This window comes from Sphingomicrobium marinum (genome assembly GCF_026157105.1).
GTDB lineage: Bacteria > Pseudomonadota > Alphaproteobacteria > Sphingomonadales > Sphingomonadaceae > Sphingomicrobium > Sphingomicrobium marinum.
In genome coordinates this window covers 1,827,711-1,853,789 of record NZ_JANPVQ010000001.1, presented here as the reverse complement: position 1 = coordinate 1,853,789, position 26,079 = coordinate 1,827,711, and the positions used below count along the sequence as shown (strand labels likewise).

Genomic DNA, 26,079 nt, shown 5'->3' with positions numbered 1-26,079 from the left:
TTAGCCCTCCACCACTTCGAGGCCCATGGCACGTGCCGAGCCTTCGATGATCCGCGTTGCCGCTTCGATATCGTTCGCATTGAGGTCCGCCATCTTGGTTTCGGCGATTTCCTTGACCTTCGAACGCGCGATGGTGCCGGCGCTTTCGCTACCCGTGGCACCCGAGCCCTTCTTGATCTTCGCAGCGCGCTTCAAAAGGAAGCTTGCGGGCGGGGTCTTGGTTTCGAACGAGAAGCTGCGATCCGCATAGACCGTGATGGTCGTCGGGATCGGCATATTCTTTTCCATGTCCTGCGTAGCGGCGTTGAACGCCTTGCAGAATTCCATGATGTTGACGCCGCGCTGACCCAGTGCGGGGCCGATCGGCGGGGAGGGGTTGGCGACGCCCGAAGGCACCTGCAGCTTGATATAGCCGGAAATCTTCTTGGCCATGCCAAAAAGTCCTTTCTTTCATCCTGTCGCTTCCGCCTGGGCGAAAGCTCTGATTAAGCGGTACGAACGGCGCGCCTCACGGCTGCGCCTCCCGCGCGAAGTTGCCTGTCCTGTCGGAAAGACGGCGCGCCTCTAACAACAAAGACGATGCGATGCAACGGCTTATCGGGATTGGCCTTGCCCCCATCCGGAGCATTTTTTCATCGAATTTGGAGATACTTCTGCAGGCTTCCTGCCATTCTTGCCCTGCATCCCTGAAAAGTCGTCCGAAATGAACGGTTTAATCCATCCGTTTCGGGGAAGGCATGCCTATTGAGACGGTCGCCGGATCGACGCCAGCCACGAGTAAAGGGGACGCGCGACCATGATCGAAAAGAAGACCACGCCGGCGGCAAGCGACGCCGCACAGAAACTGCCCGCCGATTTGCTCAACCGCCTGGTCGAGCTGGCCGATACGCTCGACCACCTGATGCCGCGCGAAGCCGACGGCACGGAAGGCAGCAGCGGTGCCGCCGGTGATCCGCTTCCGCGTCTGGATGCGGTGCTGGGCAATCTTGAAGACGTGCAGGGCGGGATCAGCCACGCGATGCTGGTGCGCCGGATGATCAGCCTGCGCCGCCTGCGTGAAGAAGTGTTCCCCAAAGGCCTGTTCGCCGATCCGGCCTGGGACATGCTGCTCGATCTCTATGGTGCGCATATCGCGCAGCACCGCGTACCCGTATCGAGCCTGTGTGTGGCCGCCGAGGTGCCCGCAACAACGGCGCTACGCTGGATCAGCAAGCTCGATCGCATGAACCTTATCGATCGCGAACGCGACCCTCACGATGCCCGCCGGGTGTTCATCTCGCTGCGACCGGACGCCGTTGCAATGATGCGCGATTATTTCTCGCGCGTCGCCGAAGGACTGGCGGCGGCGGCGTAATGGGTTAGGCGCGATACGCCATCGCAACAGTTGCAGTCATATTCGCCGTCGATGAACCTTGAAGAAGCGTAATGCGTATATGCCGCATGCGCATCTGTGTCCTGACATCTGCCTTGCTGCTTGCCGCGTGCGCCGACGATGAACCGCGCACGCCCGAAGAGCCCGCGCTCGACACTGGCAACATAGTCGGCTTGTACGAAAACGATCGCGGTGACCGGCTCTGCATCGCCCCGACCGAAGACGGCGCGCACAAGTTCGCCTTCGTGACGCTTGGCGCTGAACCGGCGGCCTGCAGCGGGCTGGGGAGCGTATCACGGGCCGGGGATCGGCTTCGCCTCGAACTGGAGGGCGAAGAGCGATGCTCGCTCGACGCGCGGCTCGAAGACGGCCAGCTTTCCATACCGCCGACCCTGGCCGACGAATGCGCTTATTATTGTAGCGCGGGGACGAGCTTTGCCGGCCGCGAACTCATCAAGACCGCCGATGGCCTGCTGCCCTTGGGGGAGGCGGAGGACCTCGTCGGCGACCCGCTTTGCCTATAGTCCGTCACACGCGGTTGCAGGGCGAGGTCGCGCCGCGCCCGTTAGGCCCCCATTTGCGATAACCGCTAGAATCCAGGTGGAAACGCACGCCGCTGTAAAAGCCTAGGCCGGTCGAATAATCGCGTCCGGCTTCGCGATGGGCGGCGCAAAGTTCGCGGACAAGTTCGTCTCGATCAACATTCTCGTCGGCGGGTTTGAGGTCCATGGCGAAGAACATGCGATGCGCGGAAGCAGGGCGCCCGCCCGAACAGCTGTTGAGCCCTTCGTTGCGATAGGCCGATAGCGCCTCGACCTCGCCGATCGCGGGCTCGACTTCGCGTTCGACGAAGGCCAGCGTCGCGACGATATTGTCCCATTGCTGCATCGGGGCGACTTCGAAACGCTCGGCACTGCACTGATGCCACGATGACGATGTGCGCACCAACTGCCAGGTCGGCACGACGTCCTCGACGTCGCGTTGCATGAGGAAATCGCGAAACGCGCGCACATTGTCGCGGTCGCCGGGGTTCTTGGCGAGCCATGCGTAATAATCGGCGCGGGTCTGGCCCGGCGCGATTGTTTGCGGTTCTGCCGAGCGCGGGATGAACGCCACCAGCGCGGCAATCGCGACGAAGGGGAAAATCTTGCGCATCGAGGCCATAACGCACGATGCCATTTTCGAGTTCGCGACGCTCCGATGAAGCGAGCCGAACGCAGCGACGAGCCGCGCGATTTTTGGTCTCATGCAACAAGCACGCGCCATCGAGAGTTGTTGGCGAAAGCAGACAACAATCAAAGGTATAGCGCGTGAAAAAGATCATACTCCTGGCGTCCGTCGCCCTGGCATCGACCCTGTCCGCGTGCGGCGACGGCCCAAGCGACGGTGTCGAAGCCAACCAAGGCGATATCGACGCCGCCGCTATCGTCGATCCTTCCGCTGTCAAAAAGGCGGATCTCCAGTCGGCGGTAACCGACGAGCGCGTTCGCACCTTTTACGAGGCCCGCGATTGGCAGCCGGCCTGGACCCAGGACAATGCGGTCGCGGCGGTCAAGGTGCTGCGCGCCGCGGGCGCACATGGCCTCGATCCGCGCGACTATATCGCCGCGGTAGAGGCGGATAACGATCCCTCCGCGCGCGAGGCCGCGCTGACCACTGCCGCGCTCGACCTTGCCGACGCGCTGGCGGACGGCAAGTCCGATCCCGGCGAACTCTATGAGGTCTACACCTTCCCGCGCCCTGACGTGGACATTGCCGCGGGGCTGGAACAGGCCGTGACACAGAACAATGTGGGCGAATGGCTTGTCGGCCTTGCCCCGCAGGACGAAGAATATCGCGCCTTGTCGGAGGCGTACGTCAAGTTTGCCAAGCAGGCGCGTGCGGCGAGGGAATCGCAAGTCGAAGACGGTGAGGTTGTCGAGGTTGGGGAAAGCGATCCTCGCGTGTCCCAGATCGCCGCGATCCTCGAGCGCAACGGATATCTAAAGAAAGGCAGCGCCGCAAAGCCGGCGGCGCAAGGCAACGACGCCAGTGCGTCAACCAACAGCACGGCGCAAGCTGAGGGCGGCAACGCGACGGTGTTTACCGAACGCATGTCCGAAGCGCTCAAGGCCATGCAGCGCGACTTCGGGATCGAGGATGATGGCATCATTGGCGAGAGCGCGATCGAGATGCTCAATACCGGTGCTGCCGAGCGTGCCCGCATCCTGGCGATCAACCTCGATCGCCGTCGCTGGTATGCACGCAATAGCGCGCCGACCCGCATCGACGTGAACATCGCCGCGGCGAAGCTCGATTACATCCGCGACGGGAAACTTCGCGATAGTCGCAAGGTGATCGTCGGCCAACCGGACTGGGAAACTCCGCAACTGGCCTCGCCCATGTTCCGGCTTGTAGCCAATCCCACTTGGACAGTGCCGAAGTCGATCGAGGAAGCGGAGCTGGCGGGCAAGGGTGCCTCCTATTTCCAGGCGAACAACATGGTACGCCGCGACGGCTATATCGTCCAGCTTCCGGGCCCCGACAATGCGTTGGGTGAGGTCAAGTTCGACCTCAAGAACGACCAGGCGATCTACCTGCACGATACCGCTGCGGACTCGCTGTTCGGTCGCGACGAACGTTATCTGAGCCACGGCTGCATCCGCGTCGACGATGCCTTGGGTTTTGCGCGCATGATCGCGCATGACGCGGGTGTCAGCGACACCTATCGCCAGGCGGCCGCGAGCGGTGAGGAGACGTTCGTCGATCTGCCGGAAGAAATCCCTGTTCGCCTCCTCTACCACACCGCATTTATCGATGACGCGGGAAAGGTGGCCTTCAGGAACGACCCCTACGGCTGGGACGAGAAAGTCGCGGGCGCGCTGGGCTACGAAATGCGCCAACCCATCGCGATCAACGTCGACATCAGGGATGTTGGACCCTGATCGGATTGGACGACTACAGCCACGAAAAAGGGGCGCTCTCTCGGGCGCCCCTTTCTAATTGAAATTGGAGAGTTGCTTACTTGACCAGTTCGACCTGGTCGAATTCGAGTTCGACCGGCGTTGCGCGGCCGAAAATCGAGACCGAAACCTTGACGCGGCCGCGGTCGAAATCGAGCTCTTCGACCAATCCCGAGAAGCTGGCGAAGGGGCCTTCGAGCACCTTCACGTTGTCGCCGATTTCGTAATCGACGGTGATCTTCTGCTTGGGCGCATCCGCAGTCTCTTCCTTCGTGTCGAGCATGCGGTTGGCCTGCGCGTCGGGGATCGCCTGCGGCTTGCCGTTGGGACCGAGGAAGCCGGTGACCTTGGGGGTGTTCTTCACGAGGTGGAAGACGTCGTCGGTCATGGTCAGCTTGGCAAGCACATAGCCCGGCATGAACTTGCGTTCGGCCTGAACCTTCTTGCCGCGCTTGATCTCGGTAACGGTTTCGGTGGGCACTTCGATGCGCTCGACACCCTTTTCGAGACCGAGGCGCTTGGCTTCCGACAGGATCGCGTCGCGAACCTTGCCTTCGAAACCGGAATAAGCGTGAATGATGTACCAACGAGCCATGTAAAATCCTTAGCCGAGCAGGGCGAGAAGCTGGCGGACGACCCAGCCGAAGAACGAATCGGTGCCAAGGAAGAAGAGCGCGAGCAGGCTGGTCATGATGAGCACCATGATCGCGGTCGTGATGGTTTCCTTGCGGGTCGGCCAGACGACCTTGCTGGTCTCGGCGCGCACCTGGCGGAGGAATTCTGCGGGGGTCGGTTTACCTGCCACTGTCTTTTCCGTTTCCTTGTCTTCGACGGCTTTCGGGTAGGAGCTTTCCCCCGCTGCCGGCCAGTGCCGGGGCGGAGGTCTGTGACTACCCATGTCCGTATGGGATGGCGATGTAGCGGCGAGTCCGCGCGATTGCAAGAAGCGGAGTGCAGCGGGGTCAGGGCGGCCCGACTCCGTCAGTCCGATCGCTGCGCGTCGGCTGGCCGCGTCTTGCTGTCTCTCGTGCTGCTAGTGATTGCTGCGCAATTGCTGCGCTGCACTCGGCAGCGCGACGGCCTGGCAGGGGCAGCAGGATTCGAACCCGCGACCCTCGGTTTTGGAGACCGATGCTCTACCAGCTGAGCTATACCCCTAAGGCCGAGCGCGGCTCCTACTGCGAAGCCGCCCTTCAATGCAAGGCTTAAGCAGCCACCTCGAACGGTTCGATTTCACCCGAAAGATAGAGATTGCGTGCCTTGACCCGCGAGAGCTTGCCCGAGCTGGTGCGCGGCAGGCTGCGCGGCGGAACCAGTTCGACGATCGGCGAGATGCCGGTAATCGAGCGGACGCGCTCTCTGATGTCGTCGCGCAGCATCGCGCGCTCGCCAAGGTCGGACACGCGGCAATGCACGAGGACCGCCGGCAATTCCTCGCCGGTATCTGTGGTCAGCGCGAAAGCGGCGATGTCGCCGTTCTTGAAGCCGGGCAACTGCTCGACCGCCCATTCGATATCCTGCGGCCAATGGTTCTTGCCGTTGATGATGATCATGTCCTTGGCGCGGCCGACGATATAGATATAGCCGTTCGACATGTAGCCCATGTCGCCGGTGTCGAGCCAACGGTCTTCGGTCAGGCAGGCCGCGGTCGATTCGGGGTCGCGATAATATTCTTCCATGACCGAACCGCCATGGACAAACACCTTGCCGATATGGCGGTCGGGCACGACGTTGCCCGCTTCATCGCGGATCTCGATGGACATGCCTTCAACCGCCTTGCCGCAGTTGACGATGGCGCGGTAACGCTGCGGCCGGTCATCGCCGCCCGGTGCCGGTGCGCCGCCCGAAAGCTTTTCTTCTTCGACCAGTTCGATCCTGATGCCCTCGCCCGGCGGCATGAGGCTGACCGCCAGCGTGGCTTCGGCCAATCCGTAGCTGGGGCAGAAAGAACTGCCGTCGAAGCCCGCTTCGCCGAAGCTGTCGAGGAATTGCTGCATGACATCGGGACGGATCATGTCCGCGCCGTTGCCCGCGATGCGCCAGCGCGACAGATCGAAACGATCTGCGGCCTTGGTCTGGCTGCTCATCCGGCGCGAGCAGATGTCGTATCCGAAGGTTGGCGAATAAGAGAGCGTCGTGCCCGGGTTGCGACTGATCAGATCGAGCCACGTGAGGGGGCGACGCGCGAAATCTTCGGTCTTCATGTAATCGACGCTGAGCTGGTTCGCCATCGGCGAGAGCATGCAGCCGACCAGCCCCATGTCATGATACCACGGCAGCCAGCTGATGCAGCGATCACTGTCCTGCACCTGCAGGCCAAGCCCGTGCGCGCGCAGGTTGTGCAGCAGCTGGCGATGCGTCACCGCGACACCGTGCGGAAAGCGAGTCGAGCCCGAGCTGTATTGCAAGTAGGCGATATCGTCGGGCTTCGCCTCGTGCATGGCCGTATCGGCGGGGGTCACATGCTCGAGGCTTTCCCAGCTGCGATGCTGGACCGAGCGCTTTGACGCGGCGTCGGTGGTGAATTTTTCCATCTCCTCCGGGTAGAGGAAGAGCTGCGGATCGCAGGAGCCGAGCATCACGTCGAGCTGGTCGGTATAGGCGTCGCGGCCGCCAAAGCTGGTCGGCAAGGGCAGCGGCACCGGCCAGATGCCGGCATAGATGGCGCCGAAGAAGCAGGCAGCGAAGTCGGGGTTCGTTTCCGCCACCAGCGCAAGGCGGTCGCCCGGCTTGAGCCCCAAGGCGATAAACCGCTGCGAATTGCGAAGCGCATCGGCACGCAGCTCGCTATATGGATAGGCGCGCAGCAAGGTGCCGCGGGCATCGTGGAAATTCATCCCGCGGGTCGACTGCGCGACATAATCGAGCGCATCGCCCAACGTATCGAACTCGCCATTGCGACGCGGCAGGTCGTCGACCGTCGGGGTCGCGCCTTCGGGCGTCAGATTGTCTTTGGTATCGAGGCCGCGTTCGGTCACGCTCATCCCCTTGAATTGTTGTCCCTCCGGACGCACGCACGGCGCGTCCCCTCGTGCATGCAAGCACGTTCGCTTTGCCTGTTGGGGCGGGACTGTGGCACAAACATGGCGATATGGGGCAATGGCAGCGTAAAAAGCGCGAAAAACCGCGATATACGAGCGAAAGCCTCGAAGAACTTGCGCTACGTTATGTTGGCCGATACGCCACCAGCCAAGGTAAATTGACATCCTATTTAAATCGCAAGGTGCGCGAGCGCGGCTTCGAGGGGGACAGCAGCGCCTTCATCGACGGACTGGTGCGCAAGTTCGCCGATCGCGGATATGTCGACGATGCCAGCTACGCGGTGATGAAAGCGCGTGATCTGGCCGCCCGTGGCTATGGCGAAAGACGGCTGGGCGCAACGCTCTACGCCGCCGGAATCGCCGAGAGCGACAGCGAAGAGGCCCGCGAGATCGCCGCCGACGAACGCATCGCCGCAGCATTGGCGTACGCCAGGCGCCGACGCTTCGGCCCGTTCGCGACGGAAAAGATTTCGGATCGCAAGGTTTTCGAAAAACAAATGGCGGCGATGCTGCGGGCCGGACATCCGCCCGCTCTGTCCCGCCGAATTCTCGACCTCCCGCCCGGTGACGAGCCCGATCCAGATACGCTTTCATATGATTGATCGATTAATTAACCTGTGTCGCTTCCCCGACTTATCGATTGTTGCTATGGAGTAATGAACAGGCGTGGAGTCGTTTTTTCGTGTTGAGACAAGAACATGCAACGCAAGAACCTCAGTCGGGGGACCAGGGTTCGGGCAAAGAATTTGAGGTATCGGGCCGTGTCAAATGGTTCGATGCCACACGCGGATTCGGCTTTCTCGTCAGTGACGAGGTCGATGGCGACATCCTCATCCATTTCTCCATTTTACGCGACCATGATCGGCGCAGCCTGCCCGAAGGCGCGCAACTGACCGTCGTCGCTTCGCAACAGCAACGCGGCCTGCAAGCCAGTCGGATCATCGATATCGACTTGTCGACGGCCTTGCCTGAAACGCCGCGCCCCTCCATGACTTCCGGTCAGAGTGCGGATCGAGAAGCGCTGACAGAAAATGCCGGCGACTTCGAGGAGGTGGAAGTCAAATGGTTCAATCGCGTGCGTGGGTATGGCTTCGTCAATCGGCTTGGCGAGGACAGCCCGGACATCTTCGTCCACATGGAAACCGTGCGGCTGGCGCAGCTCGAAGAGTTGTTGCCGGGAGACCAGATCGAAGCGCGTATTGCCGAGGGCAGGAAGGGACTGACCGCGGTCGCCCTGCGCGAAGGCTAGGCGCCCTTATCGCGGCGGCATTGCTCATCAGCCCCGCCGCGGCATGCAATCCAGCTCAGGAAGAACCTGTCGCGGCGACCGCGCCGTCGGGGCTCGAGGTCGTCGAGACGAAGGTCACGACCCAATCGGGCGAAATGCATGTCTTCAAGACCGAGGTGGCGCGCACCCGCCAGCAGCAGAATCGCGGCCTGATGTTCCGCGACTCGATGGCACCGGACGAAGGGATGATCTTTCCCTACGATCCGCCCCAGATGCTGAGCTTCTGGATGAAGAACACCTATATCCCGCTCGACATCATCTATGTCGGCGAGGATGGGCGGATCATCAATATCCACGAAAACACCGTACCGCTGCGTGAAGAGCCCTACGTGTCGTTCGACGATGCGGTGCTGGTGCTCGAAATCAACGGCGGTCGGTCGGCCGAGCTGGGCATAGCGGCAGGCGATCTGGTGGAGTGGCCGCGCTAATACTTGCAAGCGCGCGCAACAGGAGGCAAAGCGACCCGCGATATGGGAATCCTCGCAAAAATCTTCACCTGGTGGAACGGTGCCGCGGTCGGCACCGGCATCTTCACCAGCCGCCACGGCGAAAAGGTCGGCACCGACGATCTCGGCAATGTCTATTACCAGCACAAGAAGGATCCGCGCCGTCGCTGGGTCATTTATGAAGGTAGCAACGACACCAGCCGTGTGCCGCCGGGCTGGAACGCCTGGCTTCGCGGGACGATCGACGACCTGCCCGATGCCGCGCTGCCGCCGCGTCGCAACTTCCAGCAGGATCCCAAACCGAACTTGACCGGCACGCTCGAAGCCTATCGGCCCGGCGGTTCGCTCACGGGTGCGGGCAAACGTCCTGCAGCAACCGGCGATTATGAAGCCTGGAAGCCTGAATAAGCTGGCCACGCTGGCGGCCCTCGGGCTGCTCGCTGGTTGTCGGGATGGTGCGCCGCCACCACCCGATGAAGACGCGTTGAGCAATGCGGAAGCAGACGAGCTTGTCGTTCCCGATCAGAATGTCGAAGGCGTGACGTCCCTGGCCGAACGCGTTGCGGTGCTGGGCTTTCTCAACAAGCGCAACGGGCTCACGCGGGACCTGGAGCTCAGGCCCGGCCAGTTCATCCGCATCGGCGATGAAGCGGTCGTGCGGTTGCGTGCCTGCGAGCGTTCGGCGCCGTGGGAAGCGCAGGCGCTGACCGGCGCCTTCGTGCAGCTCGATGTCAAGCGCCGTCGCAGCGATGAATATGACCGCGTCTTTTCGGGCTGGCTGTGGAAGGAAAGTCCGTCGCTAAACGTGGTCGAACACCCGGTCTACGATGTCTGGGTCAAGAGCTGCGCGATGGAATGGCCCGAAGGCCCTGAAGCGCCGCCATTGCGCGGCGGATCGCCGAGGGTGTCGAGCGCATCGAACGAAGGCGAAGCTGTCGAAGAATCGCCGTCCGAGGGCGAACCTGCCGACAGCGCCGCTGACAACAGCATCTGATAATCGTCGCGGGTGACTTCGATCGCGCCCAGTGATCGAAGATGTTCGGTCATGAATTGACAGTCGAGCAGCGTGAAGCCGCCAAGCTTCAAGCGCGCGACGAGCCAGGCCAATGCCACTTTCGACGCATCACGCGCGCGGCTGAACATGGATTCGCCGAAGAAGGCGCCGCCCAGCTTGACCCCGTAAAGCCCGCCCACCAATGCGTCGTCTTTCCAGCATTCGATCGAATGGGCATGCCCGGCAGCGTGCAGACCAACGACGGCGCGCTCGATGGTCGGATTGATCCACGTTTCGTCACGGTCAGCGCACGCCCGGAGCACTTCCTGGAAGGCGCGGTCTCGCGTGACCGTGTAGACATCGCGTCTCAACGTCTTGGCAAGGCTGCGCGACAGGTGAAAGTCATCGAGCGGGATGATGGCGCGATCGCGCGGTTCGACCCAGAAAATGTCGGCGGCATCACGGCTGTCCGCCATCGGGAAAATCCCGGCGGCATAGCCTTTCAAAAGTAGGCGCGGATCGAGGACATCGCTCACGCCTCGATCCTTAGATTATTTCGCGGACCTTGTCCTGCGGCCGCGCCAGGATCGCACCCTTGTGGGTCTCGACCAAAGGTCGTTCGATGAGGATCGGATGCTCCATCATCGCATCGAGGATTTCCTCGTCATTGGCCTCGGCGAGGCCGAGTTCCTTGGCGATGGCTTCCTTGGCGCGTAGCCCTTGGCGCGGCGTAAGCCCGGCGCGTTCGTACCAGGTTGCCAATGCGTCGCGACTGAGCTTATCGTCGCCCAGATAGTCGATCGTCTCGACCTCATAGCCTTCCTCTTCGAGGATGGCTTTGGTCTTGCGCGCGGTGCCGCAGCGCGGATTGAAGGTCATGCGGGCGGTTTTCACTCAGGGGCCTCCAGTTTGGAAAGAATGTCCATTGCGTCTTCGCGCCGGCTCCAAGGTACGAACAGATGATCGTGATAGTAGGCGGCAACGACATTGCTGGGAATGCCTGCCTCGGTCAGCGCCTGGGCGAAGCGGGCCGTCAGGCCGACACTCTCGAGACTGCTCACGTAGCCCAGCGAGATCTTTGCCCAGCCACCGTCATGGTCGAGTCCGACGGCCTCGAGCATGGCCATCTGTGCAATCACGCTGGTGCCTTCGACCTCCGCGAATGTCGCGACCGGCACCAGTTCGCGCGGCCATTCCTGACCGTGTGCGATGGTGGCGAAACCATGTTCTTCTTCTGCAAGCTGCGGCTTCAGTCCTGCCATCAGTCAGCTTGATCCTTGAGCCACTGTTCAAGCCATTTGATTGTATAATCACCCGACTTGAAGGCTTCGGTCTGGATGATCTCCTGGTGCAGCGGCACGTTTGTCTTCAAACCGCCGCCCGTCACCACGAACTCCTCCAAAGCGCGCTTGAGCCGAAGGATGCAGCTATCGCGGTTGCGGCCGTAGACGATCAGCTTGCCGATCATGCTGTCGTAATAAGGCGGCACCATATAGCCCGCATAAAGCCCGCTATCGACGCGCACATGCATCCCGCCCGGCGCGACATAATTGTCGATCCGACCTGGCGAGGGCGCAAAGGTCTTGGGGTTTTCGGCGTTGATGCGGCATTCGATCGCGTGGCCCTGAAGCACGATATCGTCCTGGCTGACGGTCAGCCCATCACCCTGCGCGACATGGATCTGTTCGCGTACGAGATCGACGCCCGAAATCATTTCGGTGACCGGATGTTCGACCTGGAGACGAGTGTTCATCTCGATGAAGTAGAACTCGCCATTCTCGTAGAGGAATTCGATCGTGCCGGCACCGCGATAACCCATGTCGGCCATCGCCTTGACCACCACATCGCCCATTTCCTTGCGCTGCTCGGCGCTGATGACGGGCGAGGGGGCTTCTTCGATCACCTTCTGGTGACGACGCTGGATCGAGCAATCGCGCTCGCCAAGATGGATGGCATTGCCATTACCGTCGCCGAAGACCTGGAATTCGATATGGCGCGGATCACCCAGGTATTTTTCCATGTAGACGGTCGGATCGCCAAAAGCGGCGTTCGCTTCCGACTTGGCCTGGCTCATCAGGCTTTCGAGCTTGTCGGGATCCTCGACAACCTTCATCCCGCGTCCGCCGCCGCCGCTGGCAGCCTTGATGATGACGGGATAGCCGATCTCGTCAGCGAGTTTCTTGGCCTCCTCGACGCTTTCGAGCGCGCCGTCCGAACCCGGCACCAGCGGCAGCCCGAGCTTGTCGGCGGTGCGCTTGGCCTCGACCTTGTCGCCCATGACGCGGATATGTTCGGGCTTGGGGCCGACCCAGATAATGTCGTGGCTTTCCACGATCTCGGCAAACTTGGCATTTTCCGACAGGAAGCCATAGCCCGGGTGGATCGCATCGGCGTGCGTCACCTCGGCGGCCGAGATGATGTTCGGAATGTTGAGATAGCTGTCGCTGGCCGGCGGCGGGCCGATGCATACCGTCTCGTCGGCGAGGCGCACGTGCATCGCGTCGGCATCGGCGGTCGAATGAACCGCCACCGTCTTGATACCCATTTCGTGACAAGCGCGATGGATGCGCAGCGCGATTTCACCGCGGTTCGCAATCAGGAGCTTTTCGATCGCCATTAGCCGATGACCACCAGATCCTGTTCGAATTCGACGGGCTGCGCATCGGCGATGAGGATCTTCTTGATCGTGCCGGAGCGCGGGGCGTTGATCGGGTTCATGACCTTCATGGCCTCGATGATCAGAAGAGTATCGCCTTCCTTCACGCTGTCGCCTTCGTTGACGAAGTTGGCAGCGCCAGGCTCGGACGCGAGATAGGCCGTGCCGACCATCGGCGATTTCACCGCATCGCCGTCGGTCGTGGGCGCGCTGCCGGGGGCAGGCTGTTCCTGTTCGGGTGAGGCATGCTTTGCATCGGGCGCCTGCGCAGGGGCGGCGGGCGCTGCGGCAACCGGTGCCGGCGCTGCGGGCGCGGCGTAGACGGTGCCTTCACGGCGCACGCGTACTTTGCGTTCGCCATCCTCGACTTCGATTTCGGTAAGGTCGTTATCCGACAGCATCTTGGCGAGTTCGCGCACGACCTTGACGTCCACACGCATGCCATTGCTCTTCTTGGCTTCGGCCATAGTTACTTTCCCTGTTGTCCTAGCGCTCTTCGAACCGGCTGGCGGCATCGAGAGCAAGTAAATAGCTGTTCACGCCAAAGCCCGATATGGTGCCCGTGCAGACGGGCGCAATCAGGCTGCGTTGACGAAAATCTTCGCGCTTGGCGGTGTTGGTGAGATGTACTTCGATAACCGGCACATTCACCGCGGCGATCGCATCGCGCAGCGCCACCGACGTGTGCGTAAAGCCCGCGGCATTGAGGATGACGCCTTCGACGCCCTCGTCCTCGGCTTCGTACAACCAGTCGATGAGCTGCCCTTCATGATTGGACTGGCGCATCGTCACGCCGACATCGAGCGTGGCGGCACGATCGACGATCATCGCGTTGACGTCCTTGAGGCTCTTGTCCCCATAAAGCTCGGGCTCGCGCCGGCCAAGGCGGTCGAGGTTGGGCCCGTGCAGGACCAAAATCATCGGTAGCGAACTCATGGAAGCTCCCTATATGGGGGCAAACAGCATTCGTGAAGTGAGTAAGAGCATGAGCAGTCTCGACGGCAGCAAGGGCGTGATCATCAATGGAGACCATCGCCGCGTGGCCGATGGCACGTCGATCGCGCAGATGATCGCCGAATACGGGCTCGATCCCGCGAAAGTGGCGGTCGAGCGCAATCTCGAAATCGTGCCGCGCTCGACCTTTGCGGAGGTCATGGTCGAAGATGGCGACCAGTTCGAAATCGTTCATTTCGTAGGCGGGGGTTGAGTTTGACCGATCAATGGGAAGTTGCCAGCCACAAGTTTTCATCGCGGCTGATCGTCGGCACCGGCAAATATGAGAGTTTCGAGCAGAATGCGGCGGCGGTCGAAGCATCAGGTGCCGAAATTGTCACCGTGGCCGTGCGCCGTGTGAATATCTCGGATCCGGGTCAGCCGGTGCTGCAGGACTTTATCGATCCCAAGAAGATTACGTACCTGCCCAACACGGCCGGCTGCTTCAATGCGGACGACGCGATCCGCACGCTGCGGCTGGCGCGCGAGGCGGGCGGCTGGGAGCTGGTGAAGCTGGAAGTGCTCGGCGAGGCCAAGACGCTATACCCCAACATGAAAGAGACGCTCGAGGCGACCGAAGTGCTGGCCAAGGAAGGTTTCAAGCCGATGGTCTACTGCGTCGACGATCCCATTGCTGCCAAGCAGCTCGAGGATGCAGGCGCGGTGGCAATCATGCCGCTGGGTGCGCCCATCGGGTCGGGGCTCGGCATCCAGAACCGCGTCACCATCCGCCTGATCGTCGAAGGCGCAAACGTGCCCGTTCTGGTGGATGCGGGTGTTGGAACGGCTTCCGATGCCGCGGTCGCGATGGAACTGGGCTGCGACGGCGTCCTCATGAACACGGCCATTGCCGAAGCCAAGGATCCGATCCGCATGGCCAAGGCGATGAAGCTGGCGGTCGAAGCGGGGCGCGAAAGTTACCTCGCTGGCCGTATGGCGAAGCGTCGTTACGCCGATCCCTCGAGCCCGCTGGCCGGCTTGATTTAGGCCAACCGACAGCCGCGTCCGATAAGACGAGGCACCTCGGCTAACTCCTTACGTTGATAGAGTAATTCGCAACTTAGTAAGGAGTATCACCATGGGTGAACTGAAAGAAAAGATCAAAGGCAACACCAACGAAGCCATTGGCGAAATGAAGCAGAAGTCGAACGACCCCGAAATGCGCCAGGAAGGCCGCGAGCAGGAAACCAAGGGCAAGGCCCAGCAGCTCAAGGGTGAAGTTGAAGGGGCGCTCGGCAACGACGTCTAATCAATTCGTCACGCGAGCCTTTGAGGCTCGAACAAAGGCCGCTCCTGATCGGGAGCGGCCTTTCTCGTGCTACGCGGGGCGATCTATCAGCCCTTCAGCATCTTGCTGTTGGTGATGACGTTTATATCGGTGATGAGATGAAGCAGGCGTATGCCGCTTCTGCCCATTGCATCCTTCAATGCCGGTTCGAACGCATCGGTGGATTCCACGCGTTTGCCCCAGCCGCCGAAGCTTTGCGCCAAGGTGACGAAGTCGGGGTTGGTCAGCTGCGTGGCGCTGATCCGATCAGGATAGTCGCGCTCCTGGTGCATGCGGATCGTGCCGTAGCCGCCATTATCAACGAGGATGACTAGCAGGTCGGCTCCGCGAGCCGCCGCAACCGCCAATTCCTGGCCGTTCATCAGGAAATCGCCGTCCCCGGCAACACAAACGACCGGGCGGTCCTTGAAGCGTAGCGCGGCTGCCACCGCGGCAGGAAGGCCATAGCCCATCGTGCCGCTAGTGGGCGCAAGCTGCGTCGGCTGCGGACCATAGTGCCAATAGCGGTGCCACCAGCCCGAGAAGTTGCCGGCGCCGTTGCAGATGATGGTGTTGGCCGGAAGCGCTTCGCGCATTGCCGCGACACAGGGGCCCAGGTCCATCACCACGCCGTCACGCGGCTGGGGCGTCGACCATTCAAGCCATTCGGCGTGCGCTTCATGGCCGAGCGAGAAAGGCACGAGGTCATCGTCAAGCCAATCGGCGACCATTTCCGCGAACTCCGCCATGTCAGCGCAGATTGGCAGATCGGCGTGGTAGACGTGACCAAGCTCGTTGGGATCGGGATGGACGTGCACCAGTGTCTGGCCCGGGTGGTCGGGAGTCACCAGCGTATAGCCCTCGGTAGTACTTTCGCCGAGACGGGTGCCGATCGCGAGAATCAGGTCGGCATCGCGAATGCGCTGCTGCAACTTGGGGTTGGGGCCATAGCCGAGCTGGCCGGCATAGACGGGACAGTCATTGACCACCGCATCCTGACGGCGGAACGAGGCGGCGACGGGAAGCCCGACGCGCGTAGCGAATTCCGCGAAATAATGGCCCGCCTTGGGGCTCCAGTCGGCGCCCCCAACGATGGCAACCGGGCTCACCGCATCCTTAAGTAGGTCGATCATCGCGCCCACGGCCCCGGCGCATGGCGGCTGGGCAATAGGCGGGATGGCGGGGCGATCGGCAGTTTCCACCTCGTCGGTGAGCATATCCTCGGGGATTTCGAGCACCACCGGTCCCGGTCTCCCTGCGGTGGCGACACGGAAGGCGCGCGCGACATATTCGGGGATGCGGCGCGCATCATCGATCCGCGCTGCCCATTTGGCGATCGGTCCGAAGAAGGCGGGAAAGTCGATCTCCTGGAAGCCCTCGCGGTCCTTGTCGCGCCGGTCGAGCCCGCCGACGAACAAGATCATCGGGGTGGAGTCCTGGAAAGCCACATGGACGCCCGCCGACGCGTTCGTCGCGCCCGGACCGCGGGTAACAAAGGCGATTCCGGGCCTGCCCGTCATCTTGCCATCGGCATCCGCCATGTAGGTTACGCCACCTTCCTGGCGGCAGACGACAGTGTCGATCGTGTCGGCATCGTGGAGCGCATCGAGCGCGTCGAGAAAGCTCTCGCCGGGGACCGTGAAGATGCGATCGACGCCCTGGATCTTGAGCTGGTCGATCAGGATTTGCCCGCCTGAGCGGGTGGGTAGCTTCGCATTCATGGATCAGCGCTTAAGCAGGGGTGCACTAAAAAGAAAGGCCCGCCGTCCGGACCATGGACGACGGGCCTGGCCCCCTATGCGCGGGAGGGGCTTTTCCTTGGCTAACGCCAAACGGCGTGGGTGGGGCGACGACGATCGGCCAGGCTCGGCGAACGACCGACATAGGTCTGCGGTAACAGAGCTCTTGCATAGTTGATCTCGAAGTCGCCGCCGGGGCTGTGCGTCATTTCGAATGCGAAACGAGCCTGTTCCTTGGCAGCAGCGCCCAGCTGGGCGATAGCGACCGCAATCGCTTGGTCCGATCCATCGGGTTGAAGTTGCGCCACTCCACTGGCAGCATCGAGTTTGGTTATCACTCCGGTGTACATCGTATCTTTACTCCGTTGATGGGTCCTCGGCCACTAACCCTGGGGAGGCAGTGGCCGAGGCACCTGGCGGGCGGGGGCCTCGCGTCACGGGGAAAGGTCACCCGCCAGGCAAATCCATCTTCGCGAATAGCGGATGTTTCTCAATCGAAGTTCGACCGGTCGGTGAGACGCTCATACGAGCCGACGAACGGGCCTGTACCATCGACGACAGTTGTAATCGTCGCGCAATCGACTGGTCGCAATGCAAAAAAAAGGCGATCCCGAGGGACCGCCTTTTCTTGTCGGAGTTAGAACGAGACTTAGTCGTCGTCTTCGGCTTCCGCGTCGGCTGCATCGACCTCGACTTCCGGCACTTCGACGGTGACTTCTTCGGTGCCAACGCCGACATCGGCGACATCCGCATCGACATCGGGCAGAGCGCCACCTTCGACTTCGACGTCAGGCATTTCTCCGCCTTCCGAGCTCATGTCGATGATGCCGGTGGCGAACAGGATAATTACCAGCAGGATTGCGCCGAGAATTACCCATAATAGGGTTTTGTTTCCATCAGTCGATTCAGCCATTTCACTTCCCTCTAGCTATGACAGGTGGCGGAAGAACGCGGTGCGTGTCGGTTTTGTTGCAATAAAAGCGCCGCGGCGCTCAGCCCATATGGATTGCCTTGGCGACCTGGTAGGTGCGTAGACCCTCCTTGCCGCCTTCCGAACCGAAGCCCGAATCCTTTACGCCGCCGAAGGGCGCGTCGGCGGCCGAAATGGCAAAACTGTTGATGCCGACCATGCCGGCTTCCAGCCGGTCGCCAAGAATATTCGCGGTCTTGAGGTCGTTGGTGAAAGCAAATGCGGCCAACCCGAACGGCAGGCGGTTAGCCTGCTCGAGCGCATCGTCGAGATCGCTGAACGGGCGCGCCACCGCAACCGGGCCAAACGGCTCCTGATTCATGATATCGGTGTCGAGCGAGGCGTCCGCGATCAAAGTCGGCTTGTAGAAAAAGCCGTTGCCGCCGCGCTCGCCCCCGGCGAGGATCTTGGCGCCCTTGGACCGTGCATCCTCGACCAGCTTTTCGATCGCTTCGGGGCGCCGCGCGTTGGCAAGCGGACCCATCTGCGTGTCGTCGTTCATGCCATCGCCCATCTGGACCTTCGCGGTGCGCTCGGCGAAGCCCTTCACGAAGTCGTCGTAGATCTTTTCGTGCACCGTGAAGCGGGTGGGGGAGACGCAGACCTGGCCCGCATTGCGGAACTTCTGCGGCACCAGCATGTCGAGCGTCTTGTCGAGATCGACGTCGTCGAACACCAGCACCGGCGCATGGCCGCCAAGCTCGAGCGTCAGCCGCTGCAGATTTTCCGATGCCAGCTTCATCAGGTGCTTGCCCACCGGGACCGAGCCCGTGAAGCTGACCTTGCGCACGATGGCGGAGCCGATGAGGTGGCGGCTCACCATGTCGGGCACGCCGTGGACCAGCTGGAACACACCTTGCGGAATGCCGGCAGCTTCGACCGCCTTGGCGACGGCAAGCGTGCAGGCGGGCGTTTCTTCGGGCGGCTTGGAGATGACGGTGCAGCCCGCAGCCAGGGCCGCAGCAACCTTTTTGGCAAGCAGGTAGATCGGGAAGTTCCACGGCGTGAAGGTCGCCACGACGCCAACCGCCTGATGCTGAACGATCGACCGCTGGCCGACCGGGCGCACCAACGTGCGGCCGTAATCGCGTTTGATCTCCTCGGCGTACCAATCGAACATCGAGGCAGCGCCATAGACTTCGCCGACGGCTTCCTTGACCGGTTTGCCCTGTTCCTGCGTCAGTAGCGCGCCGATTTCCTTGGCGTTTTCCTTGAGATGCTTGCCCACTTTCCTGAGCATCGCCGAACGCTGCTCGACCGGCGTATCGCGCCAGCCCGGGAAGGCTTTATGCGCCGCTGCGAGCGCTTCGTCGAGGTCGGCCTCGGTCGCGAGCGGAAGCTCGGCGATCGTGGCGGCGGTGGCGGGATTGACGACGGCATGGCAATCGCGGCCTTCGCCCGCCCGCCATGCGCCATCGATAAAGAGTTTGAGATCGGTTTGATAAGTCATGGAGCGCACATAGGCGCGATGCGTTCGTCTTGAAAGGGCTGGCGCACCTCGCTACGCCATGCGCAACTTACTTACAGGAGATTCAGTATGACCAAGCAAGAACTCGTCGCCAAAATGCAGGAAAGCAACGCCTGGGTGGACGGCAAGAAGGTGAAGATGGACTTCGGCGACAAGGGAGTGGTCATGCTCAATGGCGTCGACAAGCAGGTCAGCGAAGATGACGGCGACGCCGATACCACGATCAAGGTCGCCTGGGATGACTGGCAGGCGATGGCCGATGGCCAGCTTGACGGCATGACCGCCTTCATGACCGGCAAGCTCAAGGTCGAGGGCGACATGTCCAACGCCATGCAACTGCAGGGCGTCCTCGCGAAGTTGAAAGGCTGATGCGCGCCGCCGCGCTGGCGCCGATCCTTGCCCTCGCCGCCTGCGAAGGTGGCGAGGCGCCGGACGCGGCGAACAATGACACCGCCAACGAAGTCGCCGCTCCGTCTGCGCCCGTCGCCGACATCGACAATGAAGCCTTGGCGGGCGTTATGTACGAGGCGCTGAAGGACGATCTTTCGAGCCCGGATTCGCTGCGCCTGCAGACCGGCGCGACCGATCTTGACGGCGATGGCGAAGCCGAAGTGCTTGCCTATGCGATCGATCCGATGATTTGCGGGACAGGCGGCTGCTCGCTTTATGTGCTGCGCAAGGCGGGTGACAGCTACCGTATCCTCGATCAGATCGGACCGTCGCAGTTGCCCGTCTACAAATTGGCGGCGGGCGAAGACGGTTGGGCCGAGCTAGGCATCACTGTTTATGGCGGCGGGGTTGCCGAGCGTGTCATGGCCGTGCCGCATGGCGAGGCCGGCTATGCCAGAAATCCCACCGGCGACCCGGCCTACCAGGTCGTTGATGCGGGCAACGACGTCATCATCGCAGCGCCCGAACAGCCCTAGCCGCTCGGGCGGTTGCCGAGCGAGATTGAAGCGCCTATCGCCTGCTGCGAACAGGAGGCGTATTTCATGAAGAAGATCTACGACAGCGCTGCCGAAGCGCTCGATGGCTTGCTCCGGGACGACATGCTGATCGCAGCCGGCGGTTTCGGGCTGTGCGGTATCCCAGAACGACTTCTCGATGCGATCAAGGACAGCGGCGTCCAGAACCTTACCTTCGCATCCAACAATGCGGGCATCGACAACGAAGGCATCGGCAAGCTCCTGCGCACCAAGCAGGTAAAGAAGATGATCAGCTCCTATGTCGGCGAGAACAAGGAGTTCGAGCGCCAGTTCCTCGCCAAGGAGCTCGAGGTCGAATTCTGCCCGCAAGGCACGTTGGCGGAGCGCATGCGGGCGGGCGGGGCAGGGATCCCCGGGTTTTATACCAAGACGGGCGTCGGCACCGTGGTGGCCGAGGGCAAGGAGCATAAGGACTTCCCCAATCGCGATGGCGTCAACGAGACCTACATTCTTGAACGCGGCATCTTCGCCGACCTGTCGATCGTGAAGGGCTGGAAGGCGGACGAGGCTGGCAACCTCATGTTCCGCAAGACCGCAAGGAACTTCAACCTGCCTGCCGCCACGTGCGGCAAGGTATGCGTTGCCGAGGTCGAGGAAATCGTGCCGGTCGGCAGCCTCGATCCCGATTGCATCCATCTGCCCGCGGTGTTCGTCAATCGCATGATCCTTGGCGCGCCCTATGACAAGAAGATCGAGTTCGTGACGACGCGTGAAAGGGAAGTGGCATGAGGAAGCTGATTGGTATTGCAGCGCTGGCCGCAACCGCGCCCGGGCTGGCGCAGGACAGCGGTGACGAAGCGGCCGTCCAGGCCCGCATCGACGCCGTCTATGCGGTGATTTCCGGCCCGGTCGGCGAAGCACGCGATTGGGACGCCATGCGCTCGATGATGACCGAGAACGCTACGCTGACCCCCATCGGCCCGAATGGTCCGCTCCCGCTTAGCGTGGATGGTTATATCGAGCGCTCCGAAAAGCTCCTCATGGACAGCGGCTTTCATGAACTCGAAACCGGCAACCGCATCGAGATTTTCGGCAATCTTGCCCATGTCTGGTCGGCCTATGAAGGCCGTGCCGGGAGCCATGATGGCAACATCCTCGTCACCGGTGTCAACAGCTTCCAGCTGGTGAAGATCGATGGCGAATGGAAAGTGAACACGATCCTTTGGCAGCCTGCCGGACCCGATCTTCCCGTTCCCGCCGATCTCGCGGCCAAGGGAGACGAATGATGGCCGACGCCACCACCATCGACATCGAGCCGCTCGGCAACATGCTGGACGACAGCGACGAAGTTGTCCGCATCTTCATGGGGCGCGAGGGCCCCAATACGCTGCTCGTCAATGCCGAGACGATCGACGAGCCTTTCGCGCTCGGGATGATTTGCGTCGACCTGATGAAGCACGGCGCAATGGCTTTCGCGCAGGCCAAGGGCATCGAAGCGGGCGACGCCTTCGAATCGATCATGGCCGGGCTGATGGCCGAACTGCAAAACCCTACCGACGGGGAAGGAGAAGCGAACTGATGCCTTGGGATCGTAACCAGATGGCGGCGCGTGCCGCCGAGGAACTGGAAGACGGCTACTTCGTCAATCTGGGCATCGGCATTCCGACGCTGGTCGCCAATTATATCCCTGACGGCAAGACGGTGACCCTACAGTCGGAAAACGGCATGCTGGGTATCGGGCCTTTCCCCTACGAGGACGAGGTCGATGCCGATCTTATCAACGCCGGCAAGCAGACCATCAGCGAACTGCCGCAATCGAGCTATTTCGACAGCGCCACCAGCTTCGCGATGATCCGCGGCGGACATATCGACCTGACCGTGCTTGGCGCGATGGAAGTTTCGCAAGATGGCGACATCGCCAATTGGATGATCCCCGGCAAGATGATCAAGGGCATGGGCGGGGCAATGGACCTGGTGGCCGGGGTGAAGAAGATCATCGTGGTGATGGAGCACGTCTCCAAGAACGGTGATCCCAAGTTCAAACCCGAGTGCGACCTGCCGCTGACCGGGCAAAACGTCGTCGAAATGATCATTACCGACCTGGGTGTGTTCCACCGGAAAGACCATGACAGTCCGTTCCGCCTGATCGAACTGGCGCCCGGCGTCACGGTCGATGAGATCACGGAGAAGACCACCGCGAGTTACGAGGTCGATCTTTGATGCGCACGCTGCGCAGCCACGCACCGGGCGGGCCCGAGACGCTGCAGCTCGACAAAGTCGACAGCCCTTCGCCGGGTCCAGGTGAACTGCTGGTCGACGTGAAGGCGGCGGCGATCAACTATCCCGACGTGCTGATCATTCAGGACCTCTACCAGATGCGTCCGCCGCGTCCTTTCGCGCCCGGCGGCGAGATCGCGGGCACAGTCGCGGCCGTGGGTGACGGTGTCGAAGGCTGGAGCGAAGGCGATCGGATCATCGCGGTGCCGGGCTTTGGCGGGCTTGCCGAACAGATCGTCATTCCCGCGGCCAGCGCCATCCCGCTGCCCGAGAACATCAAGTTCAGGGACGGCGCGGCGTTTTTACTGACTTACGCCACGTCGATCCACGCGCTCTACGATCGCGGCGAGCTGAAGGAAGGTGAAAACCTGCTCGTGCTCGGTGCGGCGGGAGGCGTTGGGCTTGCGGCGGTCGAACTGGGCAAAGCCAAGGGGGCGCGCGTCGTCGCTGCGGTCTCGAGCCCCGAAAAAGCCCGCGCGGCGCGCGATGCGGGCGCCGACGACTGTATCGTCTACGACCGCGGACCCTTCGACAAGGAAGCGAGCAAGGCACTGGCCGCCGATTTCAAGAAGGTGGCGGGCGGCGACGGCTTCGATGTCATCTACGATCCCGTGGGCGGCGATTATTGCGAACCCGCCTTGCGCTCGATCGCGTGGGAAGGGCGATACCTGGTGATCGGGTTCCCTGCGGGCATCCCCAAGCTGCCGCTCAATCTCACGCTCCTGAAAAGCTGCGACGTGCGCGGGGTTTTCTGGGGTGCGTTTGCGGCGCGCGATCCCAAGGCCAACGCGGCGCACGTCAAAGCGCTGTTCGATTTGTGGGCCGAGGGAAAGATCAATCCGCGCGTGACCGGCACTTTCCCGCTTGAAAAAGGCGGCGAAGCCATCGCGGCCATGGCGGCGCGCAAGGCGATTGGAAAACTCGTCGTTACAATGGACTAGGCGTGGACGACCGCGCCGCAAAAAAGCCGCTGATGCCGGCCGGCTGCTGGCAGATACCGTCGTTCATCCTGTTCGGCGCTATCGCTCTTGGCATTTCGGGCAGGCATTTCATGCTCGTGCTGGCCATTGGCGCCATTTCAGCGATCATCTACGACTTGGCTCGATCGGCAATTGTCGACCAAGTGTCGCCCCTTGTTCGACTAAGCGATCGTCGGCGAGATTTCGCGCTACTCGCCATCGTGGCCGTGATCGCAGCCTTCCGCTTCTTCTCGCAATAAAAAAGAGGCCGACCCGAAGGTCGACCTCTTCTTGTTAGAACGCCAAGTGCTTGGCGTTTTCCGCTTAGCCGCGCTCGGGCTCAGGCGGCGGCGGGGGCGGAGGCGGAGGCGGCGGAGGCGGCGGGCAAGCCTCGGTCGCCAGGATCACCGAACCGTCCGGGCACGTCTGCGTCGCCGGGGGCGGCGGAGGCGGCGGGGGCGGGGGAGGCGGCGGCGGCGGCGGCGGCGGCGTTGCACCACCGAAGTTGAAGGTGAGCGAGCCCATCAGGCTGTGGCCACGCGGGCTTTCACCGTTCACTTCAAGACCAGCCACGTCATAGGTGAATTCCGGCCCGTTGAGGTAACGGTAACGGACACCCAGGTCGAGGTTGGGGCTGACGGCCTTGCGCACTTCGGCCAGCAGCTGCCAGGCAAAGCCGCTGTCGCGGTCATCAACGCTAAAGTCCTGCGTCAGCGCAAAGTCGTGGTCGACCGACATGAAGCCGACACCACCACCAGCGCTGAACTGGAAGCCGTCATCGTCGCCAAGGTCGATAAGCGCGTTGGCAAAGCCCGCAAAGGTGCTCATGTCGCCCTGTGCAGGCAGGCTGTTGAAATCGGAAATGTCGGCAGCGACAAGGACCGGATCGAACGAAGTCGTTTCGACGCCGATCTTGCTGTAGTTGCCTTCTGCTTCGAGGCGGAACGCGCCGAAGTCGTAGCCCACGCGGGCCGAGAAGGTCGAGCCGTAATCCTCATATTCGTTTGTGAGGTCGTTTTCGACGCCTACACCGACGATGTCGAGGTCGACATCATTGACGGTCATCACACCGCCATCGAGAGCGAAATAAGGGCTGCCGTCACGGGCCTGCGCCGGTGTTGCCACCATTGCAGTCGTTGCGAGAGCCGCACAAATCAGTTTTTTCATACTCATTTACCCCTTGATTGGTCATTCGCTCAATCGCGCGGGAGCGCTGGCGTTCCGTAACGTCATAGCTATTGCGTTGACCCGTGACTTTCTTGCGCCGATCCGTGGTAAAGCGCAGGTCAATGTTCCGCAGCCTATTGAAAAAACGGCTGAAAGGCTGAAGTTGTATACCGGAGCACCGGGAACCGATATTTTGTGAAGAGGCGTTACGTAGATATGAAAATTGTTACTTTTCTGAGCGGTTTAGTGCTGCCCGCCGCTGCGTTTGCGCAGCAGGCCACACCGCCGCAACAGGCTTCGGCGTTCCCCTCGCAGCAGCATGCCCAAGGCGTGCCGGCGGTAGCTAACGCGACGCTCGAATGGACCGCGGACGAAGATGGCTTCGCCGCTGCTACGATCCTCGCCACGCGTCTCGCTGTTTCGCATGTCGAAGGTTATGCCAAGGGCGCGGCCGATGCCGCCGCAATCAACCAGGCCATTTCTGCAGCCCGCACGGGTAGCGACGCCGACAAGAAGGCAGCCGACCGGGTCCTTACCGCAGCCTTCCTCGATTTTGTCGATTTCCTGCAGGCCCCGGTGCCGGGCGTCATCTACGGTGACGATTGGGCGCGTCCGGATCGGATTTCGCGCGGTGTCCATCTCAAAAACGGCGCGGCGGTCCCGTCGCTTGCGGCTTATGTCGAGCGTACGCTGACGCTCAATGCCTTTTACGAAAATTTGCGCAAGGCCGCGGTGCAGGAAGCGCCGACCGGCGAAGATCTCGACAAGGTGAAAGCCAGCCTTGCGCGGGCGCGCGCCTTTCCCAAGCGCGGTCGCTTCGTCGTGGTCGATTCCGCGTCGCAGCGCATGTACATGTATGAACAGGGACGCCTCGTCGATCACATGAAGATCGTCGTCGGGAAAACCGAAGAGGGGCCGCAACTCTACACGCCGGAAATCGCCAGCGTGATATATCGCGCTACTTTCAATCCCTACTGGCACGTTCCCAATCATCTCGTGAAAAACGTTACGGCCCGTTATCTTGCGGAAGGCGATCGCTATCTGAACGGCAAGGGCTACGAAGTCATCGACAGCTGGGATGTGAACGCCAATGTCCTCGATCCGAAGACGGTCGACTGGCGAGGTGCCGGCCGCCGCGGCGAGCTCAAGATCCGGCAGCGTCCGGGGCCGACCAATTCGATGGGCAACATGAAGTTCAACTTCCCCAATCCGGAAGGCATCTATCTTCACGACACCGAAAAGCCCGAATACTTCGACCTGGACAACCGCGCCAAATCGAATGGCTGCGTGCGCGTTGAGGATTACGCCCGTTTTGCCAAGTGGCTCTATAAAGGTGGGCCGATCCCCCAGACGGATCAGACCGAGCACCACATCCTTATTCCAGAGCCTACGCCGGTGTACGTCACTTACATGACCGCGCACGCGCACGATGGCCCGATCGCCTATTCGCAAGATCGTTATCAAAAGGATGCGACGACGCTGGCCGCCCTCAATGCGCGCAATCAGCTGGTGGCTCCGTCCGCAACTGCGCCTGCTTCGGGAATGGATTAAGGCGACGGCCGCATTGCCTTCGC

The 26,079-nt window shown here is 61.8% G+C and carries 34 protein-coding genes, 1 tRNA gene and 2 pseudogenes; 20 read left to right on the top strand and 17 right to left on the bottom strand.

From position 1 onward, the window contains the following. Positions 1–432, bottom strand: a complete 432-nt coding sequence (gene rplK, locus NUX07_RS09590; protein ID WP_265530352.1) for a 50S ribosomal protein L11 — start codon at positions 430–432, stop codon at positions 1–3. 364 nt (positions 433–796) lie between these two features. On the opposite strand from rplK, the gene NUX07_RS09585 reads away from it, so the two are divergent. Together NUX07_RS09585 and NUX07_RS09580 are read left to right on the top strand one after the other, a co-directional pair. Then, positions 797–1,354 (top strand): winged helix DNA-binding protein, encoded by a 558-nt coding sequence (locus tag NUX07_RS09585; protein ID WP_265530351.1) that lies wholly within the window; start codon positions 797–799, stop codon positions 1,352–1,354. 86 nt (positions 1,355–1,440) lie between these two features. Next, a complete protein-coding gene (locus NUX07_RS09580) occupies positions 1,441–1,896 on the top strand; it encodes a hypothetical protein (protein ID WP_265530349.1) in 456 nt (151 codons plus the stop codon). Positions 1,897–1,900: 4 nt separating this feature from the next. Here the strand turns inward: NUX07_RS09580 and NUX07_RS09575 are convergent, their stop codons facing one another. Further along, positions 1,901–2,527, bottom strand: a complete 627-nt coding sequence (locus NUX07_RS09575; protein WP_265530348.1) for a hypothetical protein — start codon at positions 2,525–2,527, stop codon at positions 1,901–1,903. Positions 2,528–2,682: 155 nt separating this feature from the next. On the opposite strand from NUX07_RS09575, the gene NUX07_RS09570 reads away from it, so the two are divergent. Continuing rightward, a complete protein-coding gene (locus NUX07_RS09570; protein WP_265530347.1) occupies positions 2,683–4,296 on the top strand; it encodes a L,D-transpeptidase family protein in 1,614 nt (537 codons plus the stop codon). A 76-nt stretch (positions 4,297–4,372) separates the two neighbouring features. Here NUX07_RS09570 and nusG read toward each other — a convergent pair whose 3' ends face one another. From nusG to NUX07_RS09550, 4 genes are all read right to left on the bottom strand, one after another. Then, complete coding sequence (gene nusG / locus NUX07_RS09565; protein WP_265530346.1) at positions 4,373–4,909, bottom strand: transcription termination/antitermination protein NusG; 537 nt, start codon at positions 4,907–4,909, stop codon at positions 4,373–4,375. Positions 4,910–4,918: 9 nt separating this feature from the next. Further along, positions 4,919–5,119, bottom strand: coding sequence for a preprotein translocase subunit SecE (secE, locus tag NUX07_RS09560; RefSeq protein ID WP_265530345.1), 201 nt, complete (start codon positions 5,117–5,119; stop codon positions 4,919–4,921). 277 nt (positions 5,120–5,396) lie between these two features. Continuing rightward, positions 5,397–5,472, bottom strand: a tRNA-Trp gene (locus NUX07_RS09555). A gap of 47 nt (positions 5,473–5,519) precedes the next feature. After that, positions 5,520–7,298 carry a fatty acyl-AMP ligase gene (locus NUX07_RS09550; protein WP_407696150.1) on the bottom strand — a complete coding sequence of 593 codons (1,779 nt, stop codon included), beginning with the start codon at positions 7,296–7,298 and terminating at the stop codon, positions 5,520–5,522. Positions 7,299–7,513: 215 nt separating this feature from the next. Here NUX07_RS09550 and NUX07_RS09545 point away from each other — a divergent pair, with 215 nt between their 5' ends. The 5 genes and pseudogenes from NUX07_RS09545 to NUX07_RS09525 form a co-directional block, all read left to right on the top strand. Further along, positions 7,514–7,957, top strand: coding sequence for a regulatory protein RecX (locus NUX07_RS09545; protein WP_265530343.1), 444 nt, complete (start codon positions 7,514–7,516; stop codon positions 7,955–7,957). An 83-nt stretch (positions 7,958–8,040) separates the two neighbouring features. After that, entirely contained in the window at positions 8,041–8,604 is a 564-nt protein-coding gene (locus NUX07_RS09540) for a cold-shock protein (RefSeq protein WP_265530342.1), read from the top strand. A 20-nt stretch (positions 8,605–8,624) separates the two neighbouring features. Beyond that, complete coding sequence (locus tag NUX07_RS09535; RefSeq protein ID WP_265530341.1) at positions 8,625–9,071, top strand: DUF192 domain-containing protein; 447 nt, start codon at positions 8,625–8,627, stop codon at positions 9,069–9,071. A 42-nt stretch (positions 9,072–9,113) separates the two neighbouring features. Next, positions 9,114–9,497 (top strand): NADH:ubiquinone oxidoreductase subunit NDUFA12, encoded by a 384-nt coding sequence (locus NUX07_RS09530; RefSeq protein ID WP_265530340.1) that lies wholly within the window; start codon positions 9,114–9,116, stop codon positions 9,495–9,497. Further along, positions 9,475–9,876: pseudogene (locus NUX07_RS09525) on the top strand (DUF2155 domain-containing protein); the annotation flags it as partial. The gene NUX07_RS09530 and the pseudogene NUX07_RS09525, both read left to right, overlap by 23 nt. Positions 9,877–9,911: 35 nt before the next feature. On the opposite strand, the gene aat reads toward NUX07_RS09525, so the two are convergent. Genes aat through aroQ form a run of 6 tightly spaced genes read right to left on the bottom strand, consistent with a single transcriptional unit; the run spans position 9,912 to position 13,675 of the window. Continuing rightward, positions 9,912–10,619 (bottom strand): leucyl/phenylalanyl-tRNA--protein transferase, encoded by a 708-nt coding sequence (aat, locus tag NUX07_RS09520; RefSeq protein WP_265530339.1) that lies wholly within the window; start codon positions 10,617–10,619, stop codon positions 9,912–9,914. 10 nt (positions 10,620–10,629) lie between these two features. Further along, positions 10,630–10,962, bottom strand: coding sequence for an ArsC/Spx/MgsR family protein (locus NUX07_RS09515; protein ID WP_265530789.1), 333 nt, complete (start codon positions 10,960–10,962; stop codon positions 10,630–10,632). A gap of 11 nt (positions 10,963–10,973) precedes the next feature. Beyond that, positions 10,974–11,345, bottom strand: coding sequence for an ACT domain-containing protein (locus NUX07_RS09510; RefSeq protein WP_265530338.1), 372 nt, complete (start codon positions 11,343–11,345; stop codon positions 10,974–10,976). After that, on the bottom strand, positions 11,345–12,700 hold the full coding sequence (gene accC, locus NUX07_RS09505) for an acetyl-CoA carboxylase biotin carboxylase subunit (RefSeq protein WP_265530337.1): 1,356 nt from the start codon (positions 12,698–12,700) through the stop codon (positions 11,345–11,347). The genes NUX07_RS09510 and accC overlap by 1 nt, the downstream gene beginning before the upstream one ends. After that, positions 12,700–13,206, bottom strand: coding sequence for an acetyl-CoA carboxylase biotin carboxyl carrier protein (gene accB, locus NUX07_RS09500; RefSeq protein ID WP_265530336.1), 507 nt, complete (start codon positions 13,204–13,206; stop codon positions 12,700–12,702). The genes accC and accB overlap by 1 nt, the downstream gene beginning before the upstream one ends. Positions 13,207–13,225: 19 nt before the next feature. Continuing rightward, on the bottom strand, positions 13,226–13,675 hold the full coding sequence (gene aroQ / locus NUX07_RS09495; protein ID WP_265530335.1) for a type II 3-dehydroquinate dehydratase: 450 nt from the start codon (positions 13,673–13,675) through the stop codon (positions 13,226–13,228). A 49-nt stretch (positions 13,676–13,724) separates the two neighbouring features. On the opposite strand from aroQ, the pseudogene thiS reads away from it, so the two are divergent. After that, positions 13,725–14,719 (top strand): annotated as a pseudogene (gene thiS / locus NUX07_RS09485) (sulfur carrier protein ThiS). 91 nt (positions 14,720–14,810) lie between these two features. After that, positions 14,811–14,981, top strand: coding sequence for a CsbD family protein (locus tag NUX07_RS09480; RefSeq protein ID WP_265530332.1), 171 nt, complete (start codon positions 14,811–14,813; stop codon positions 14,979–14,981). A gap of 86 nt (positions 14,982–15,067) precedes the next feature. On the opposite strand, the gene NUX07_RS09475 is transcribed toward NUX07_RS09480, so the two are convergent. The 4 genes from NUX07_RS09475 to NUX07_RS09460 all read right to left on the bottom strand — a co-directional run bounded on the left by NUX07_RS09475 (position 15,068) and on the right by NUX07_RS09460 (position 19,158). Beyond that, positions 15,068–16,720, bottom strand: coding sequence for a thiamine pyrophosphate-binding protein (locus tag NUX07_RS09475; protein WP_265530331.1), 1,653 nt, complete (start codon positions 16,718–16,720; stop codon positions 15,068–15,070). A gap of 101 nt (positions 16,721–16,821) precedes the next feature. Continuing rightward, positions 16,822–17,046, bottom strand: a complete 225-nt coding sequence (locus tag NUX07_RS09470) for a hypothetical protein (protein WP_265530330.1) — start codon at positions 17,044–17,046, stop codon at positions 16,822–16,824. Positions 17,047–17,387: 341 nt separating this feature from the next. Then, the gene (locus NUX07_RS09465) at positions 17,388–17,651 is read right to left on the bottom strand and encodes a hypothetical protein (protein ID WP_265530329.1); all 264 of its coding nucleotides are present in this window, start codon (positions 17,649–17,651) and stop codon (positions 17,388–17,390) included. Between the two features lie 79 nt (positions 17,652–17,730). Further along, positions 17,731–19,158, bottom strand: coding sequence for an NAD-dependent succinate-semialdehyde dehydrogenase (locus NUX07_RS09460; protein ID WP_265530328.1), 1,428 nt, complete (start codon positions 19,156–19,158; stop codon positions 17,731–17,733). Positions 19,159–19,245: 87 nt separating this feature from the next. Here NUX07_RS09460 and NUX07_RS09455 point away from each other — a divergent pair, with 87 nt between their 5' ends. The 8 genes from NUX07_RS09455 to NUX07_RS09420 all read left to right on the top strand — a co-directional run bounded on the left by NUX07_RS09455 (position 19,246) and on the right by NUX07_RS09420 (position 23,598). Continuing rightward, entirely contained in the window at positions 19,246–19,545 is a 300-nt protein-coding gene (locus NUX07_RS09455; protein ID WP_265530327.1) for an SCP2 sterol-binding domain-containing protein, read from the top strand. Further along, positions 19,545–20,102: a hypothetical protein gene (locus NUX07_RS09450; RefSeq protein ID WP_265530326.1), complete on the top strand. Its 558-nt coding sequence runs from the start codon at positions 19,545–19,547 to the stop codon at positions 20,100–20,102. The genes NUX07_RS09455 and NUX07_RS09450 overlap by 1 nt, the downstream gene beginning before the upstream one ends. Positions 20,103–20,168: 66 nt before the next feature. Continuing rightward, positions 20,169–20,891 (top strand): CoA transferase subunit A, encoded by a 723-nt coding sequence (locus NUX07_RS09445; RefSeq protein WP_265530325.1) that lies wholly within the window; start codon positions 20,169–20,171, stop codon positions 20,889–20,891. Next, the gene (locus NUX07_RS09440; protein WP_265530324.1) at positions 20,888–21,388 is read left to right on the top strand and encodes a Cif family virulence factor; all 501 of its coding nucleotides are present in this window, start codon (positions 20,888–20,890) and stop codon (positions 21,386–21,388) included. Before NUX07_RS09445 ends, NUX07_RS09440 begins: the two co-directional genes overlap by 4 nt. After that, on the top strand, positions 21,388–21,681 hold the full coding sequence (locus NUX07_RS09435; protein ID WP_265530323.1) for a DUF5076 domain-containing protein: 294 nt from the start codon (positions 21,388–21,390) through the stop codon (positions 21,679–21,681). The genes NUX07_RS09440 and NUX07_RS09435 overlap by 1 nt, the downstream gene beginning before the upstream one ends. Next, the gene (locus NUX07_RS09430; RefSeq protein WP_265530322.1) at positions 21,681–22,322 is read left to right on the top strand and encodes a 3-oxoacid CoA-transferase subunit B; all 642 of its coding nucleotides are present in this window, start codon (positions 21,681–21,683) and stop codon (positions 22,320–22,322) included. Before NUX07_RS09435 ends, NUX07_RS09430 begins: the two co-directional genes overlap by 1 nt. After that, positions 22,322–23,320 (top strand): NADPH:quinone oxidoreductase family protein, encoded by a 999-nt coding sequence (locus tag NUX07_RS09425; RefSeq protein WP_265530321.1) that lies wholly within the window; start codon positions 22,322–22,324, stop codon positions 23,318–23,320. The genes NUX07_RS09430 and NUX07_RS09425 overlap by 1 nt, the downstream gene beginning before the upstream one ends. A gap of 2 nt (positions 23,321–23,322) precedes the next feature. After that, a complete protein-coding gene (locus NUX07_RS09420; protein ID WP_265530320.1) occupies positions 23,323–23,598 on the top strand; it encodes a hypothetical protein in 276 nt (91 codons plus the stop codon). A 64-nt stretch (positions 23,599–23,662) separates the two neighbouring features. Here the strand turns inward: NUX07_RS09420 and NUX07_RS09415 are convergent, their stop codons facing one another. Then, positions 23,663–24,505: an outer membrane protein gene (locus NUX07_RS09415; RefSeq protein ID WP_265530319.1), complete on the bottom strand. Its 843-nt coding sequence runs from the start codon at positions 24,503–24,505 to the stop codon at positions 23,663–23,665. 76 nt (positions 24,506–24,581) lie between these two features. Here NUX07_RS09415 and NUX07_RS09410 point away from each other — a divergent pair, with 76 nt between their 5' ends. Both NUX07_RS09410 and NUX07_RS09405 read left to right on the top strand, forming a co-directional pair. Continuing rightward, positions 24,582–24,704 (top strand): hypothetical protein, encoded by a 123-nt coding sequence (locus NUX07_RS09410; RefSeq protein ID WP_265530318.1) that lies wholly within the window; start codon positions 24,582–24,584, stop codon positions 24,702–24,704. Positions 24,705–24,721: 17 nt separating this feature from the next. Next, a complete protein-coding gene (locus NUX07_RS09405; protein WP_265530317.1) occupies positions 24,722–26,056 on the top strand; it encodes a L,D-transpeptidase family protein in 1,335 nt (444 codons plus the stop codon). Positions 26,057–26,079 lie beyond the last annotated feature (23 nt).